We start from the raw sequence: 16948 nt of genomic DNA on the forward strand, positions 1-16948 counted from the left end.
TGATCACTGAAAACATTGTGCTGTATCGTATTTGAATTCCTCCCATTGCGAATTCAGTTTTCTTCGAGATTGATTTCTGTAATTGGTTCCACTTTGTGCTGGCTGCGCGTATCAAAGAGTGTTAGCATATTCATTTTGTACACGACATTTGGGATGTATTTAATCCCTAACATCGCCCACAGGTTGTTTTGTTGTTCAAACGTCATGTTGACCAGCTTGAAGCTGAGCCTGTCAATAAGTCGCCATGGTTTTTCAATACCATTGTTCATGGAAGGATATTTCCGGGAATCAAAAACGGGGTTGGCCTGGAAGAATGCAATTATATCCGACAGGTCATCCAGTGCAGTCCCATAACTGCTACTGTGCGCAAGGAAAAGCAGGAAGAGATCAATTTCAACAGGCGGGTTCAGCATGTATTGTTCATTGTTCGCACCGGGCATAAAATGTGGACGCTTACCTTCTCTCCGTTCTTCTTCTACTCCCACAAGCATTAAGGTCACATGTTTATTCTCATCCAGGTTCAGGTTGCCATTTGGCAGAACAATTGAGCGCAAATCAACAACCTGGTCTGTGATATAGGGAACATCCAACTCGCGGTCGATCATATACGCCTCCAGTTCCTTCTGGACAAATCGTAATGCAGTCCTTATCATTATATAAAATTACCATCGCACAAAAGCTTTGTCAATCCTCATTTGGCACAGGGGAGGCATTTATAATTACCTACTCATTTATGGGGAGGTTGCGCTAACCATTACCAGTAAGTGGTATAAACGGGATAGCCGGATTTGAAGACAAATTTTCGTATATTAGTGAACTGAACTTTCTAATACGACCACCGACCTGACCTGGATTAATTTGTTCATTAAACTTTTACGGTTATGAAGGTCAGTAGCTCACATTTGCTTTCGGATATTGATGCAATCATTAAAAGGTCCCCCACCCAAAACGGTTCAACGAACCATCATATCCCCTTAAAGCAGATTGATAAAAAATCATTGGAGGTCCGGGTGATCAACCTGGAAGAGCAGATCGAGCAACTAATCAGCTATATTCATTTTTTATTCCAGTCAACTATCCATACTAACGGGTCTGCGGGAACTGCACATACGACACAGGCTGATACAACAACTGCTAAAAAAGAGGCGCCGTTATTAACGAAGCGGGAAATTGAAGTATTTAATCTTCTTGCAGAGGGACTATGCGCGAAGGAGATTGCAAAAAAATTATCCATCAGTGAAAGCACTGTCATCACCCACAAGAAAAACCTGAAGTCCAAGTTTCACGCAAAAAACTCGGTACAGCTCATTTCAAATATATTAGGCGGAACCTGAGTTTCTTTTGTACCGGGCTACTTTGCTCCTTTATATTGTGATACATCTTCTTAATTAATATTCTCCTCGCCAAAATTAGCTTCGATCTCATCGATCATCCTGATTGACTCATCTGAGGGCAATTCCTGCACTTTGCGGAGTTTCTTTTCGATGGCGCGGGTCCTGATGCCTGCTTTGTCGATCACGTTGCTGGCTTCCTGCAATTTCTTCTGCGTTTTATCGAGGATATCGCCGAATGCAGAGAATTCAGTTTTCACGGCACCCAGCAGGTCCCATACTTCTGAGCTTCGCTTTTCAATTGCAAGGGTTCGAAATCCCATCTGCAGACTGTTGATCAGGGCACTTAAAGTTGTAGGCCCCGTTATGGTTATCTTATAATCTTTCTGGATTGTTTCGAATAATCCCGGTGTTCGCAATACTTCTGCATAGAGGCTCTCGAAGGGAAGGAACATAATACCATATTCAGTTGTATTGGGCGGGTTAATATATTTCTCCTGGATGTCGCGGGCGTTCTTAATGATACCTGCACGGAAGGCTTTACGGAAGAATTCAATTTTATCGTGGTCACCGTCGTCATAGGCTTGCACAAGCGATTCATAATCCTCTTTGGGAAACTTGGAATCAATAGGAAGCCAGAGTGATTTTTGGGTGTCCCGACCATTGGGCATTTTGATGGCAAATTCCACCAGCGCACCAGAGCCCTCCTTAGTCTTGACATTCTTTTCGTATTGGTCATTTGTGAGGAGGTCTTCAAGTATGTTCAAGAGCTGGTATTCTCCCAAAACACCGCGTGATTTCACATTCGACATTACCTTCTTGAGATCGCCGACATTGGTGGCGAGGCTCTGCATATCACCAAGGCCTTTATGCACTGCCTCAAGGCGTTCACTGACGAATTTAAATGATTCACCCAGGCGTTTCTCCAATGTATCATGGAGCTTCTCATCAACAGTCTTACGCATTTCTTCCAGCTTCTTTTCATTGCTGTCCTGCATTGTTTTCAATCCCTCCTGCAGCGCAATGTTCATTGCTGCTATTTTCTCCGTAATGGCAGCATTCTGGTTGTCCTGGCTTTTCGTAAGATTGTTGAAATTTTCACGCTGCCGGTCATTGAAATTCGCGAGCGTGTTTGAAAGGTCTGTTTTGAATGATTCCAGGTTTTCCCTCAACTCCTTCCTGTTGTCCCTATTGTGCGAAACTGCGAGTTCCGCGCCTTCTTTCAATTTCTGTTCAATTCTGCTGGTAAGCTGGTCGAGCTTTTCATTAATTGAATTTGTAAACGATGTTACAGACCTGCTTATTTCTTCCCTTGCCTGTTGCAGGGCAACACTATTCTCATACCTGTTGGTCGAGATCTCCGATTTAATAGTCGCATCCAACTTGGGAAATTCGGAACGGATATGGTCCAGGTAAATTTTTAACTCAACAGAACTGTTATCACCAAAGCGTTGTGAAGCCCTGAAAGAAAAAAACACTGTAATACAAAGCAACAGCAACACAGCGACCAATAAGATGATTGTCATTGTCATTTAATATTTAACAAACGCAAACATAACAGGAAATTCTTACCTTTCTCTTCCCTTCTACCCATATCCTCTCCATAGCTATACAATCCTTACTTTTTTTACCAACTAAAAACTTTGTTGTTACCCGCGATGAAGAGCAGTTGAAGTCAGTCGCCAATTATTTTGACTTCATCCTTGACACCGTTTCTGCCGAACATGATTATAATATTTACCTGTCAATGTTAAAAGTAAGAGGCGTGATGGTATGTGTCGGGCTACCTACTGCACCGGCTGTTGTACCTCCTGCGAACCTGGTATTTTTCAGATTCGTGATCGAAATGGCGACCTTAAAGTAAAAAGGAATGGGGATCAGCTGACAGATAATTCAGGCAGACTTGATTTGCGGAGATAATTATTGGGGTCATGCTCAAGGGCAGAATCAGGAAGCCAGGCATTCCATTCGCCAAGGTCGTGCCTGATAATGTTACGATAGAAGGAAGGCAATTGAGTTGTTTCGCCCTCGAAGTATTGCCTGAATTGCCTGTCTGTGCTTAGCAGTTTTCTGACTTTTCGGTAAAAGCGGATCCTGCCATAACCTTCAGAAGACATTGCGCGCATGAGGTTCATCCAGGTACTGGTGTAATTTTTTGAGGCCATGAAGCGACAATATATCGCCTCGGGAGAAAACGAATATTCTGTGAGGTCGATGACTTTGTCATAGAAGTCGGGCCATTTGTAATTCTTTGGACTTACATTCATGGCAAGGTGATTGTTCAGGAAATGAAACGGGAAAGGCAGCACACGACCAGACTGCTGGTATTCCAAATTTGCCTGGGCTGCAGTTCCAAAGGCACTGAGGAGTGAGTAACCGGGAAATGCAGCGGGACATTTATCAATGAATCTTTTTGTGAGTTCAAAAGGCTCTTCACCTTCATCGCTGTCGAGTCCCAGTACAAAATTCGCCTGTACGTACGGGATATAACGGAAGATCGTATTCACATGCTCCGCAACCTGGTATACCTTATCAATTCCGGTTGTCCGGCCGGTACCAGCTTTATAACCAAGCTCGTACCAGGATTCAATTCCCGGAAGCATAGCCTCCATACCGTTTGATTTCATTATTTCAAGGTGCTCTTTTGTGAGTATGGAAAGACTGCTCTCTGCAATAAAACGAAAGCTGCCCGGTGGCGCCGCGGTTCTGATCGCTTCCATGTTCTCGTGGAACTTAACCCCGAAGTTGGGATCATGCCAGACAATAAATGGTTTACGGAATTTTGTAAGCAGGAATTCCAGGTCTTCCTTTATCTGCCTGCCTTCGACCGCCTGGTAAGGTACAGCCGCATCAATACAAAAGGAACAGGTGTATGGACAACCCATACTCGCCAGCATTGGCACGATCTTGATAAAGGGGGCTTTGGCCAGCGTCTGCTCAATGAATTTCCAGCGTTGCTTTATACCCGGAAGTGTAACAGGCTGCTTACTTGCCGATACCTGCTCACCAATCGGGCGCTGCGGCGCATACCTATTCAGGAGATCCGTAATTGTAGTTTTGTGTGTAAAGCCAAGTACATAATCAAAGTAACGGGCAGCGTCATCAGCGTAGCAACGGGCATGCGGCCCACCCAAAACAGTTACCGCCCCCCGGCTGCGGAAATAGTTGCTGAGGGCATAGGCAAGCAGGGCAGCATGCGTAAATGAACTTATAAAAACCAGGTCCATTTTTTGGGAAAAGATCTTTTGCAGATCCTCCCTGCCGGTGAAACAAACGAAAGTAACCTGGTGCCCCTCTTCTTCGCACCAGGCGGCAACTACCTGGGGCATGATACTCGCCAGGTTGGCGTGCATGATCCTTGCCCAAAGTGTATTGGTAGGACACTTGGCTACAAGGTCAATAATCCCAATATTGAGTTTTTCCATTATTTCTGAAGAGAGTTGGACGGAGGAAGAAGTGTTGGTAATACTAAAGTTCCGGGAACCTCCCGTTCCAACCGTTACACAATTGCCATCAATTCTTACATAATTCACACATTGTTATCGTTGCCAGCAAATAATCATTGCTAACTTTAACATACTGGTCCCCGTTTCTATCCCGGTTCCATGAAGCTGTTTGTCAAATATATGGTCAGCATCCGCTGCAAAATGCTGGTAAAATCTGAGCTCATTAAACTCGGGCTGCATTTTACCACTGTTGAATTAGGTGAAGTTATTGTTGAAGAGATAACACAGGACCAACGGGAAAAACTAAATCGAGCCTTAAAAAAGTCTGGCCTTGAATTGATGGATGACAGGAAATCCATGCTCGTGGAGAAGATCAAAAATGTAATTATTGAAATGATCCACCATGCAGATGAACGACCTACAATGAAATTCTCTGCATTCCTGAGTGACAAGCTTCAATATGATTATACTTACCTCGCCAACCTTTTCTCCGAAGTCCAGGGTACTACTATTGAACATTTCATCATCCTTCACAAAATAGAGAGAGTTAAAGAGCTGCTGGTCTATGACGGACTTAATCTTACACAGATTGCCGATAAATTACATTACAGCAGTGTTGCACACTTGTCAGCCCAGTTCAAAAAAACCACGGGATTTACTCCTTCACACTTCAGGAAACTCAAGGAGAAAAGACTGAACAACCTTGAAAACCTTTAAAAAATTCACCAAATGAATACCATCCACACCATCTTTGGGGACGGAGACCAGCTGAACACCTGGCAAATGTCCGCCAGGGCCATCCTGATGTTCTTTATTTCTCTTGTGCTGATCCGCATCGGCGGCATGCGCCTTGTGGGTAAACGCTCCGTTTTCGATACCATCATCATCATAACACTGGGATCGGTGTTGGCACGTGGTGTCGTTGGCGCTTCTCCTTTCCTCGCTACAGTGGCGGCGTCTACTGCAATGGTTCTAGTCAGCAAACTGATCGCATTCATTTGCTGCTTTTCTGAAACTTTTGATAACCTGGTAAAAGGAAAGGCATTGTTGTTGTATGATGATGGCAAAATCCTCTGGCAAAACCTGAAATCGGCGTCACTCAGCAAGGAAGACCTTATGGAAAGTCTCCGGCTGGAAATGAAAAGCGAAGACCTCAACAGTATTCAGCAAGCTTTCCTCGAAAGCAATGGCCGTATCAGTTTTATTAAGAAGGCTATGGGCTGATGGCTATTTAGCGCCCGAACCTGGTTACCGGCAAATCAAGCATTAATTTTAAGCATGGCATTGAACCATTTTTTTAAACATACAGGCTTAAAGATCAGGCACATTACTCTTTATGGCCTTATGATGGCCATTTTGGTTTTTCTGCTTAAATGGCTGCAATGGAAATTTCTTGTGGCTGACCATGCCCTTGAAATATACGCCGGATTACTGGCCGTACTGTTTACTGCATTGGGTGTCTGGATCGCCAACCAGCTCGGGAAAATGAAAGGGAAAACTGTGGTGGTAGAAAAAGAAGTTTATGTACCGCAGCCATTACCGGCAATAATAAATGAAGCCGAATTAAATAAACTCCAGCTGAGCAGCCGCGAATACGAAGTACTTCAACTGTTGTCAAAAGGCAACAGTAATGCGGAAATCGCCGACCAATTATGCCTTTCGCTCAGCACAATTAAAACGCATGTCTCCAACCTCTTTGTAAAAATGGACGTTAAAAGCCGCACCCAGGCAATCGAAAAGGCTAAGCGACTCGCAATCGTCCACTAATGCCGGCGAACCGGACCCAACTTTCGTACTTAAGTAGGAAAATCACCAAACCAACCTATTTTGGTACTAAAGTATGAGCCCGGTTTCATGTGCCGACTATAGATTTACAGCCAAAACCAAACTATATGAAACGCAATATTCTGATCTACGGGATTGTCCTTGGCATCCTTCTTTGCATCAGCCTGCTAATCATTCTTAACATGATGTATCACAATCCCGATTTTAAGGGCGACCATGTAACCGGGTACGCCTCGATGGTGGTCATCTTCTCGCTGATTTTTTTTGGAATCCGCAACTACCGCAACCGGCAGCTAAATGGATTCATCAGTTTCGGCAAGGCCTTCAAAACCGGCGTACTGATAGCACTTGCCGGTTCAACCATATATGTGATCTTCTGGCTGTTTTACTATTACCTCGTGGTACCCGATTTCCTGGATGTATATATTCCCATGGCACTGAAAAATTGCGAAAATGATCCTGCGAAACTCGAGGCAACCACTAAACAAATGCAAACACTCAGGAATATGTACAAAAACCCGTTATTAATTGCACTCATCACGTACATGGAAGTGCTTCCAGTCGGATTGGTAGTCGCCCTGGTAAGTTCATTGATCCTGAAAAAGAAAAGCCCAACGTCCCAGTTCACGCCAACCGCTGGGGCATAACACAGCCTTAACCCTGGTTTCTGTTAATTCACAGTCATTTACTTTCCTTAATAAGCACGGGTTTAAGTAGTTGTTTTCTCCAGTGACCACTCTGGACGGATCCAATGACAGGTATACCCGTTGGGATGTTTACGCAGGTAGTCCTGGTGCTCCTCTTCCGCATCCCAGAAATCTCCGGCGGGAACAACTTCTGTGACAATGCGGCCTGGCCACTTTCCGGAAGCAGTCATAACAGCAATCAATTCTTCTGCGGTCTTTTTCTGTTCAGGACTGAGGTAAAAAATAGCAGACCGGTAGGAAGCACCGATGTCATTTCCCTGGCGGTTTTTTGTGGTGGGGTCATGGATCTGGAAGAAAAACTCCAGTAACTGTTTAAAAGGAAGAACAGCCGGATCAAAATCTATCGCGATGGCTTCCGCATGGTTACCATGGTTGCGATAGGTTGCATTTTTTACTTCTCCGCCGGTATACCCGACAACTGTATGAGTTACGCCCGGCAGCTCGCGGACCAGTTCTTCTACCCCCCAGAAACAACCGCCTGCGAGGAGCGCTTTTTCGTTAGCCATATTAATTTGAATTAAGTTAATAATAACAGGATCAAAAGAATTTTGTTTGAGTAGCCCGACCACTCAGGCTGCAGGCTTTTGTTCACCGGCCACAGCTAAACGGTTTGTTAATTCGTGCTCCTGCAGGCTCAGGTACCTTTCTGCATCCAGCGCGGCAATGCAACCACTGCCAGCTGCCGTTATAGCCTGCCGGTAAATGCTATCCTGCACATCACCGGCAGCAAATATGCCTTCAATATTTGTATTGGATGTACCCGGAATCGTTTTGAGATAACCGATCTCATCCATATCGATCAGGCCGCTGAAGATTTCGGTGTTTGGCTGGAACCCTATCGCCACAAATAGGCCTTCCACCGGCAAGGTTGCACTTTCGCCATTTTTATTGTGGATCAACACGCCATTTACCTTGTTTTCTCCCAGTACATCCCCGATTGCGGAGTTCCAGTGTATCGTGATGTTCGGGGTAGCTTTAACCCTGTCTTGCATAATCGCAGATGCCCTCATTTTATCCCGGCGGACAATCATATGTACATTCCTGACAATCTTGGAAAGATAAAGTGCGTCCTGGGCTGCAGTGTCACCACCTCCAACTATAGCCACATCTTTTCCCCGGAAAAAGAACCCGTCGCACACAGCACAGGAACCCACGCCATGTCCTGTCAGCCGTCGCTCGCTCTCCAGTCCCAGCCACTTGGCTGAAGCCCCGGTGGAAATAATAACCGCATCCGCTTCAATGAGTTTCTCTTCATCAATCCACACTTTGAACGGACGTTTCGAAAAATCTACTTTACTGGCATGCCCGTAACGAATGTCCGCGCCCATACGCTCAGCCTGTTTCTCAAATTCCATCATCAACTCAGGCCCCTGGATTCCCGCTGAAAATCCGGGGTAATTTTCTACTGCTGTAGTGATGGTTAATTGTCCACCAGGCTGAATTCCCTGGTACAGTACCGGTTTTAAATTGGCACGTGCAGCATAAATGGCTGCGGTATAGCCCGCCGCCCCCGATCCTATAATCAGGAGCTGCACTTTTTCAGGTGATTTTTCGCCCATACTTTTTTTTCTAAAAGTACTACCGCAGCAGGCCCTTTGTCAATAGCAAAGCTGGCCAGGCGGACAAAGTTATCAGTGAACCGGCCGGCAAATGCTACTGAAATTCTTGAACCCTGAATTGCCTGCTTCGTCGGTATGTTTGGCCTTTTAGCATCCATCGTCCTTGACTCACCCCTTATCGCGATCATACATTTGGTGGAAACAAATATTAATTGCGATGCAATCTATTCCAACCACAGCAATCAAGGGCACAACAAAATGGACCATTGACCCTGCACATAGCGAAATTGGATTTAAAGTAAAACACCTAGTCTTTTCGACCGTAAGAGGCACCTTCAAAGATTTCGAAGCTGACATCCTTACGAACGACATCGACTTTTCAAGGGCAGAAATCCAGGTCAGGATAAACCCTCGATCTGTTGACACCAATAACGAACAGCGAAATGCGCACCTGGCTGGCGGCGATTTTTTTGCTGCTGATGATTTTCCCGAAATCAGGTTTACTGCAGGCAAATTTATTTCGACCGGGCACGTAGCAACAGGTCCGCTTGCAGTGCTCCACCCAGGAAATCATGTACTACACGGGGAGCTCACGATCAAAGGAATCACAAAGCCGGTTGAACTGAATATTGAATTTGGCGGAGTTATAAAAGACCCATGGGGCAAAGAAAAAGCCTTGTTCAGCTTAGACGGAAAAATCAACCGGAAGGACTGGGGTTTGAATTATAATACAGTCCTGGAATCAGGCGGACTGTTAATAAGCGAAGATGTGTGGATCCACATCGAGCTACAGTTAACCAGGGAATAATGTTGCAGGGCTTTATCCCCAACTAATTTTCCGATCTCACCCGCTGCCTCGCGTCGTCACCAGAAGAATTCTCCCGTTTCCCTTTCAGTTTGTCGTTTCCAAACTGGTGCGTGTAGGTAAGCCGCACTGTCGGATTGGTGAAGCGAAGTACGCCATTCAGGACGAGGTTTTGTTCCGGCAGGTTTATATCTGGTTTGAAGATCAGGGTATTCAGGATATTGTCGTATGCCAGTCGCAGTGAGGAACGGATCTTTGGAAACTTCTTTTGCGCCCCGAAATCAAGGGAGCCAAATGAGTTGACCTTATATACACTAAACATACCCGGTGACTGAAAAAATCCTGACAGCTCAAGCGAAAAATCTTTCGGCAAACTGAAGGTCTGCGTAGTGCGTGCATTGAGAGACTTTTGCTTTAACAGGATAGGATCTCCTTTATATGTACCATCGAGAGTCTGGGCAGTACCGGTAAAGTTATTCTGCATACTCCACCAGCTGTTTACTTTAATGGGAAGGGAAAGAATCACATTAAAGGTTTTCCGGCTTTTTTGGTTTTCAGCTGCCAGCGTTTGTTTATTTGATTCCGGATCAACACTGGGTGAAAAATTGGTAATTGGATCCGCCTCATAAGTGTATTGAACGGAAAGCACTACGTTCTTAAAAAGATAATCGGCTTTAACTTCATCTGAGATGGAAGGCTGCAGTGACGGGTTACCTGAAAAAAAAGTATTAGGGTCAACAAAGATCACAAAGGGAGCCATATCATTAAACGTCGGCCGCGTGATCCGCCTGCTATATGCAAAATTGAACGAATGTTTTTCATTGATCTTGTGCGAGAAGAACAAGGTTGGAAACAACCTTCCATAGTGACGATCCACAATATTTTTCTTTTCTTCCGAGTCCAGCACTGAATTGGTGTATTCATACCGCAGCCCCACCTTCGCATTATTCTTTTCATTGAATGCTATGTTCAGCGAGCCGTATGCCGCCAGGATGCTTTCATTTAGTTCGTAATTCGCGGTAAGACTTTCATCAGTCTCCCACTCATCATCCTGCTTGTTCTGAACACTGACATCATTCCGGAACTCCGACCAGGTTCCCTTTACGCCTGTTTCCAATGAAATTTTTGAACTGAATTTCTTATTATAATCTGCACTCCATACCCAAAATTTAATTGGGGTTTCTTTATCGCTTTTTGTCCGGAACTGAAACAACGGCTCACCATTACCGTCATAATAATAGTTCACATAGTCAACCGGGTTCAGGTCCTTGTAATAGATATAGTCGAGGTCCATAGACAGGCGCTCCCCTTCATTGAAGTTATGCAGCATATTCAGGTTTCCACTGATATTTGTCAGCTTGTGTACTTCATGGTTGTCGATGCGAACCATAGTATCCAGGCTTTTGTCAAGATAGATCTGGGTGTTGTTCACCGCATCCATTGTCCAGTTCCGGTGGAACCCCGAAACCAATACACCAACTACCGTTTTCTTATTCCATTGATAATCCAATCCCAGTCTTCCGTTTGTAAACAATACAACAGGGTCGCGCATCGTATGGATGTAATTTTCGATGACCTGGGTATCCTTAAGCACTTTCCGGTAAAAACTCAATTCCTGTTCCTGTGCATTCCTCGATACAGAGAAATCCCCGAAGAAGTTCGTCCGCATCGTCCGGTGATTAAAATTCGCACTGGCAGAAAGTACAGGCCCCTTGCCATAACCTGCCGTCGCAGAATAAGATCCATTTGTACCATATAAGGTATTTTCTTTCAGCACAATATTTATATAGCCCGCATTTCCTTCCGCATCATAATTCGCGGGAGGTGTTGTGATCAGTTCTATTTTTTCGATATTACTGGAACTCATTCCTGCCAGCACCTGCACTACTGCAGACAAAGGCATACGGCTGATTTTTCCATTCAACATCACCACTACCCCACTTTTGCCATTCATCGACAGGCCATTGTTCTGTCGGTCGACCATGATTCCCGGCGCCCTTTCAAGCACATCAAGTGCCGTGCTGCCCACACCGGTAATACTACTGGCAACGTTAATGATCATCCGATCCATCTTCTGCTCGAAGAGTGGCTTCTTACCAACCACCGTTACGGCTGACAGCTCCGATTCCTTCTCCGTCATGCGAAGCGTGGACACAGAGCTATTACCCTGGCTCCCATGGGTGAATGAAGAGGAATAAACGGCTTTTAAGCCGGCAAAACTGGAGGATACCATATAGGTACCTGCACCGATATTCTCGAAGGAATACTTGCCTGCCTGGTCTGTCATCGCTCCTTTTACGAGCGCCGAATCTTTTGCATTCAGCAGGAATACGCTGGCATTTGCCAATGCTTTATCAGCAGCGTCTGTTATAGTTCCACTGATGGATTGTGGATAAGCTGCGAGGTGAGACAGCAGGATGAGGATAGCCCCTAAGTAAGCACGCATAATTACCTCCTTTGCTCATTAACTTGATGATGATTTTCATCAGGGAAGTGTGTATGTCGTGTTTAGAGGGGCAGGAAGGAGTTGCCGAAGCACTAGCCAGGCCTTTCTTTCTTTAATGTGCTCTTAACTCTCTTACCGCCAAAGAGCTCATCGTCATTGAAGGGCTGGTTCTTGATCCGTCTACCGGTTGCCTTGAAAATCGCGTTGGCAACGGCTCCGCCTGTTGGGGGAAGTGCAGGCTCACCCAGGCCGGTCGGCTCTATGCCATTATCAACAAAATATGGTTCCACTTCCGGGATCTCCTTCATCCGGATAAGCCGGTAAGTGTTGTAATTCTTCTGTTCGGTTTCACCATCCTTAAAAGTCAGTTTGCCAAACATCGCATGTCCATATCCGTCAACCACGCCGCCCATTACCTGCTGGCGTGCGCCGCTTAGGTTAACGACCTCGCCGCAGTCTGCAACTGCATAAATCTTCTTCACTGCCGGCTTTCCTTTTTCCATCGCTACTTCACAAACCTGGGCCACGTATGAACGATGTGAAAAGTAAACGCTGAAGCCCTGGTACACGCCTTTCTTCGTTCCCCAGCCGGCTTTGTCAGCTGCCATTTTAATAACCCCTTCCATCCTGCCGATGTCATACTTGATCTCACCCGCAGGAGAAGTTCTTGCTTTTTGCAGCAGGTTCAGGCGGAACTCAACGGGATCCTTCCCTGCAGCCTGCGCAACTTCATCAAGGAATGATTGTTCGGCGAATGCCAGGAAGTTGGTAATTGGTGCTCGCCATGCACCAGTAGTGATCGGCGAAACATGCTCAACTGATTCGATCAGCAGGTTATCCACCGCTCCGGAAGGAAAGTTGTCCTGCCGCGTCGGGTTACCAGAGTTAATACCGACTCCGCGCAAGCGGTAACCGGTCATGTTGCCATTGGAATCAAGGGCGGCTTCGAACCTGTAACGTACCGCCGGGCGGTAACTGCCGCCGGTCATATCGTCTTCCTTAGACCAGGTTACTTTCACCGGCGCCTTTATAATACTTGACAACTCTGCAGCTTCTGTTACATAATCGAACTTCAGCCTCCTGCCAAATCCACCACCCAGGCGGGTGAGCTGCAGGGTGATTTTGTCTTCAGCTATATTGAGCAATTTGGAAACCGCAGTACGTGCGCTCGCCGGGGTTTGTGAAGGCCCAACCAACTCCACGCCATCGGCCCGGACATGCGCGAAAAAGTTCATGGGTTCCATTGGACTATGCGCCAGGAACGGGCACTGGTATTCGCTCTTTATAATCTTTGCCGCATTCTTGAATGCTGCTTCTACGTCGCCATTTTTCCTTTGCACAGTTGCCTTACCGTTATCCAGTAAGTCATGGAATAATTTGTCGTGGTCAGCCGAACTCTCAAGCGCACCATCCTTCTCATATTCCACTTTCAGCACCTTGCGCGCCTTCATTACCTCCCAGGTAGATTTACCCACCACTGCTACATTGTTGCCAAAAGTCACGACGTCGATAATTCCTGGCATTGCTTTGGCAGCAGCGGAATCAACAGACTTGAGCTTCAGCCCGAATGCTGTCGGACGCTGGATCATAGCATGCATCATGCCTTCACGGTAAAAGTCCAGCCCGAATAACGGCTTGCCCGTGTGGATCTTCTGGTTCTCGACATTCCTTACCGCTGTACCTATCAGCTTAAAATCTTTCCGGTCTTTTAATTTTACATCCGCAGGAACGGGTACTGTGGCAGCTTCCGCCGCCAGCTCACCATAGCCCAGCTTTTTGCCGGATGCTGCATGGATCACAAACCCATTTTCAGCAATGCATTCGCCTGCCGGCACATTCCAGCGTTTCGCTGCTGCCTCTACCAGCATAGCCCGCGCAGTGGCACCTGCCTTCCTCAATCGCATCCAGGAATGTGGTACTGCACCGCTGCCACCCGTCAGTTGCCGCTCGAACTTAGTTGTGTCCAGCGCAGCCTGCACAACTTTCACCTTCGACCAGTCCGCATCCAGCTCCTCGGCAACGATCATGGGAAATGATGTCATAATATTCTGCCCAAGCTCAGGGTTCGGGGAGAAAAGTGTCACTATTCCATCTGCAGAAATAGAAATGTAGCTATTGAAGCCCACGTCTCCTGCCAGGGCGGCATTGATGGCTACCGGTGCAGCCTTCAGTTCGTTGCCCAGCCAGTTGAAACCGAGCAGAAAACCTCCTGCGGTAAGTGAGGTCATCCGTAGAAATTCCCTCCTGCTATTATCGATGTTGGTTGACATACAATCAGATTTTAGTGCTGGCAAGTTTTACTGCTTCGCGGATCCTGTGATAAGCGCCGCAACGGCAGATATTACCGTGCATCGCGCTGGCGATCTCCTCATCAGTGGGATCAGGATTCCGTTTTAAAAAGGCCGCTGCAGTCATGATCTGGCCGGCCTGGCAATAGCCGCATTGGGCAACATCCACTTCATCCCAGGCCTGCTGAACGGGATGGTCGCCATTTTCAGAAAGGCCTTCAATGGTCGTGATCTCGGATGAAGCAATGCCCGATATCGGCATCATGCAAGACCTGGCAGCAGTGCCATTCACGTGCACCGTGCAGGCGCCGCATTGAGCAGTGCCACAGGCATATTTTGTTCCCACCAGACCGAGATGATCGCGGAGCACCCACAGCAAAGGAGTGTCTGCCGCAACATCCACCTGGTGGGATTTACCGTTGATCTTAAGATTATAAGTTGCCATATCCAGGAGCTGTTTGAATACCTGAATTTAGCAATTATGTGAAACAATCGCCGTAGTAATTGGAATATCTACTTCTCACTCTTTTCTATACCGTCCCAGTCATCAGGCACCCCACTGCTGATGTACCGTGCAGTCTTGCTTAAAAAGAAATGCGCCGTCATGTCTTCCGGATTCTGCTCAAGCACCTGCTGGAAGGAAAGAAAAGCCTGGGTGAAGGATCGTGTCAGGTAACTGCTGATGCCGGCTTTAAAAAGATCGAGGGTCGCCAGCTTTTTGGGAAACTGTCCAGCGGGCAAGGATGCGAAACAATCAAAGATCGATATCGATTCTTTCTTCCCTTTTACGAGCACCTTACCCAAAGGCCGCAGGTAAAACGGCGCGGAAGCATCTACCTGGCACGCACAGGCCTCTGTAATCAGGATATCGGACTTATAATACTTGGTCAGGTCCTCGATCCGGGAAGCAGTGTTCACTGTGTCTGAAATGGTAGCCGCATCCAGCCGCTCATCATCACCAGTGATGCCCATGATCAATGGACCGGTGTGCATACCAATGCCTATCCGGATTTCAGGATAATTTTTCTCATGGCACAAACTGTTCAGCTCCTCCACCGCCTGCTGCATCTCGATCGCAGCTGCAATGGCATCATCTGCCTTACCTGGGAAAATGGCCATTATGGCATCGCCGAGATACTGGTTGATGAACCCGTTATGCTTCCGGATGATCGGCCCCATCTTCCCGTTAAAAGCACAGATAAAACTGAAATTGGCTTCGGGTGACATCTTCTCCGACAAAGTGGTGAACTCACGGATATCTGTAAATAATACCGTCACAACCTTCTCGACCTGGTCGCCAAGTTTTACATCAGTGATCAGTTTATGCCCCAGTGACCCGATGAATGCATAAGGCACAAACTTTTCTGCAGCCTCGTAGATCCGGCGCATTACCTGCTCCCGCTCATTGGCCTCCCGGATACTCCTTTCATATAATAACGCGTTCTCAATGGCCGACCCGCTTTGCGACGCAAAAGTGACCAGCAGCTTTAGATCGGCTGCCTTATAAGCTCCCGCTGTATCGGAAGCAAGTATAACGGCGCCCATCACCCGATGTTTCACTTTCAATGCCGCGTAAACGACCGAACGAACTTCCGACGGCACGATCTCCACACCCAACATGGCATTCGCATCATCGAGGATCTCAGACTGGCCACTAAGCAAAAAACGAAGTAATGCTTCGCGATGCTGGTTCAGCCGGTCGCTGTCGGCCAGTAATTCCCCTCCTGACGCGATCACTTCCAGTTGCAGGTTTGATTCGTTCCATAACACCACCACGGCGCGGTCAAACCGGATCGACCGCTTCGCTTCGTCGAGTGTGGTCTGGGCTATCGCCAACGGGCCTATGGACTGTGCCAGCTTCTCGGAGAAATTGAAGATCTGGTTTACCTCTTTATAAAGGCTGAGTACTTCATTACCGATATTTTTTCTTTCTGACTCTTTCTCTGCGAGCAACACCAGCAGGTCTGCAACCAAGGGGGCTTTTTCATCGCCACTCACCCAGCCAATGATCTCTCCCTCATTGTAAACCGGGTAACGATGCGCAGTAGCAACAAAAGCCGAACCTCCATGCAGTAATAGTCCGCCCGCCACATCCTCTATAACGATATTCGCCTTCAGCTTCGCAATGAAGGTGAGCGCGGACGAACCGTTTCTCTTATTGATGACATTTTTAAGTTGTACTGCAGCCATGTCAGGTGTTTATGCAAGCCCCAGGACAGAGCGGGCCTTACTCAGGATTACTTCCGGGTCAAAGGGTTTAGTCATATAGATATCGGCACCCACATCCTGCCCCTTCTGCCGGTCGAGCTCCTGTCCCTTCGCAGTAAGCAGGATGATAAAAACATGATCGAGCGACAATTCCTTTTTTACTTTCCGGCACACTTCCATTCCATTCAACCTCGGCATCATCACATCCAGGAATACGAGCCCGGGCAGCTCATCCTGGATGATCTCCAGCGCTTCTTCACCATTCGACGCAGTGAAAAAATGAACGCCCTCATCTTCCAGCTCCTCAAGCGTCTGCTCAATCAGCATCCGGATATGCGGCTCATCGTCTACTATCAGTATTTTCTTTTCCATA

At 46.8% G+C, this 16948-nt stretch carries 16 protein-coding genes; 6 read left to right on the forward strand and 10 right to left on the reverse strand.

Annotation, left to right across the window (positions count from 1 at the left end):
* Positions 1-53 precede the first annotated feature (53 nt).
* Entirely contained in the window at positions 54-653 is a 600-nt protein-coding gene (locus OI18_RS23665) for a Pvc16 family protein (RefSeq protein WP_052272915.1), read from the reverse strand.
* 228 nt (positions 654-881) lie between these two features.
* Here OI18_RS23665 and OI18_RS25135 point away from each other — a divergent pair, with 228 nt between their 5' ends.
* Complete coding sequence (locus OI18_RS25135) at positions 882-1334, forward strand: response regulator transcription factor (RefSeq protein ID WP_052272916.1); 453 nt, start codon at positions 882-884, stop codon at positions 1332-1334.
* 50 nt (positions 1335-1384) lie between these two features.
* Here OI18_RS25135 and rmuC read toward each other — a convergent pair whose 3' ends face one another.
* Positions 1385-2857: a DNA recombination protein RmuC gene (rmuC, locus tag OI18_RS05785; RefSeq protein WP_240312727.1), complete on the reverse strand. Its 1473-nt coding sequence runs from the start codon at positions 2855-2857 to the stop codon at positions 1385-1387.
* A gap of 351 nt (positions 2858-3208) precedes the next feature.
* A complete protein-coding gene (locus OI18_RS05795) occupies positions 3209-4756 on the reverse strand; it encodes a B12-binding domain-containing radical SAM protein (RefSeq protein ID WP_039137990.1) in 1548 nt (515 codons plus the stop codon).
* A 180-nt stretch (positions 4757-4936) separates the two neighbouring features.
* On the opposite strand from OI18_RS05795, the gene OI18_RS05800 reads away from it, so the two are divergent.
* The 4 genes from OI18_RS05800 to OI18_RS05815 all read left to right on the forward strand — a co-directional run bounded on the left by OI18_RS05800 (position 4937) and on the right by OI18_RS05815 (position 7209).
* Positions 4937-5494 (forward strand): helix-turn-helix domain-containing protein, encoded by a 558-nt coding sequence (locus OI18_RS05800; protein ID WP_039137991.1) that lies wholly within the window; start codon positions 4937-4939, stop codon positions 5492-5494.
* Between the two features lie 12 nt (positions 5495-5506).
* Positions 5507-6001: a DUF421 domain-containing protein gene (locus OI18_RS05805; protein ID WP_039137992.1), complete on the forward strand. Its 495-nt coding sequence runs from the start codon at positions 5507-5509 to the stop codon at positions 5999-6001.
* Positions 6002-6055: 54 nt separating this feature from the next.
* Positions 6056-6544, forward strand: coding sequence for a helix-turn-helix transcriptional regulator (locus OI18_RS05810; RefSeq protein ID WP_039137994.1), 489 nt, complete (start codon positions 6056-6058; stop codon positions 6542-6544).
* Between the two features lie 125 nt (positions 6545-6669).
* A complete protein-coding gene (locus OI18_RS05815; protein WP_039137996.1) occupies positions 6670-7209 on the forward strand; it encodes a DUF4199 domain-containing protein in 540 nt (179 codons plus the stop codon).
* 62 nt (positions 7210-7271) lie between these two features.
* Here the strand turns inward: OI18_RS05815 and msrA are convergent, their stop codons facing one another.
* Entirely contained in the window at positions 7272-7775 is a 504-nt protein-coding gene (gene msrA / locus OI18_RS05820) for a peptide-methionine (S)-S-oxide reductase MsrA (protein ID WP_039137998.1), read from the reverse strand.
* 63 nt (positions 7776-7838) lie between these two features.
* Positions 7839-8828: a thioredoxin-disulfide reductase gene (trxB, locus tag OI18_RS05825; RefSeq protein ID WP_052272917.1), complete on the reverse strand. Its 990-nt coding sequence runs from the start codon at positions 8826-8828 to the stop codon at positions 7839-7841.
* Between the two features lie 217 nt (positions 8829-9045).
* On the opposite strand from trxB, the gene OI18_RS05835 reads away from it, so the two are divergent.
* On the forward strand, positions 9046-9636 hold the full coding sequence (locus tag OI18_RS05835) for a YceI family protein (RefSeq protein WP_039138000.1): 591 nt from the start codon (positions 9046-9048) through the stop codon (positions 9634-9636).
* Between the two features lie 22 nt (positions 9637-9658).
* Here OI18_RS05835 and OI18_RS05840 read toward each other — a convergent pair whose 3' ends face one another.
* The 5 genes from OI18_RS05840 to OI18_RS05860 all read right to left on the reverse strand — a co-directional run bounded on the left by OI18_RS05840 (position 9659) and on the right by OI18_RS05860 (position 16947).
* A complete protein-coding gene (locus tag OI18_RS05840) occupies positions 9659-12079 on the reverse strand; it encodes an outer membrane beta-barrel family protein (RefSeq protein WP_039138001.1) in 2421 nt (806 codons plus the stop codon).
* A gap of 92 nt (positions 12080-12171) precedes the next feature.
* Positions 12172-14349 carry a xanthine dehydrogenase family protein molybdopterin-binding subunit gene (locus OI18_RS05845; protein ID WP_039138003.1) on the reverse strand — a complete coding sequence of 726 codons (2178 nt, stop codon included), beginning with the start codon at positions 14347-14349 and terminating at the stop codon, positions 12172-12174.
* 4 nt (positions 14350-14353) lie between these two features.
* The gene (locus tag OI18_RS05850; protein ID WP_039138004.1) at positions 14354-14812 is read right to left on the reverse strand and encodes a (2Fe-2S)-binding protein; all 459 of its coding nucleotides are present in this window, start codon (positions 14810-14812) and stop codon (positions 14354-14356) included.
* Between the two features lie 68 nt (positions 14813-14880).
* Positions 14881-16557, reverse strand: coding sequence for an adenylate/guanylate cyclase domain-containing protein (locus OI18_RS05855; RefSeq protein ID WP_039138005.1), 1677 nt, complete (start codon positions 16555-16557; stop codon positions 14881-14883).
* A gap of 9 nt (positions 16558-16566) precedes the next feature.
* Positions 16567-16947 (reverse strand): response regulator transcription factor, encoded by a 381-nt coding sequence (locus tag OI18_RS05860; protein ID WP_039138006.1) that lies wholly within the window; start codon positions 16945-16947, stop codon positions 16567-16569.
* Position 16948: the final 1 nt, after the last annotated feature.

It is taken from the genome of Flavihumibacter solisilvae, from assembly GCF_000814475.1.
In the GTDB taxonomy this organism is placed as follows: Bacteria; Bacteroidota; Bacteroidia; order Chitinophagales; family Chitinophagaceae; genus Flavihumibacter; species Flavihumibacter solisilvae.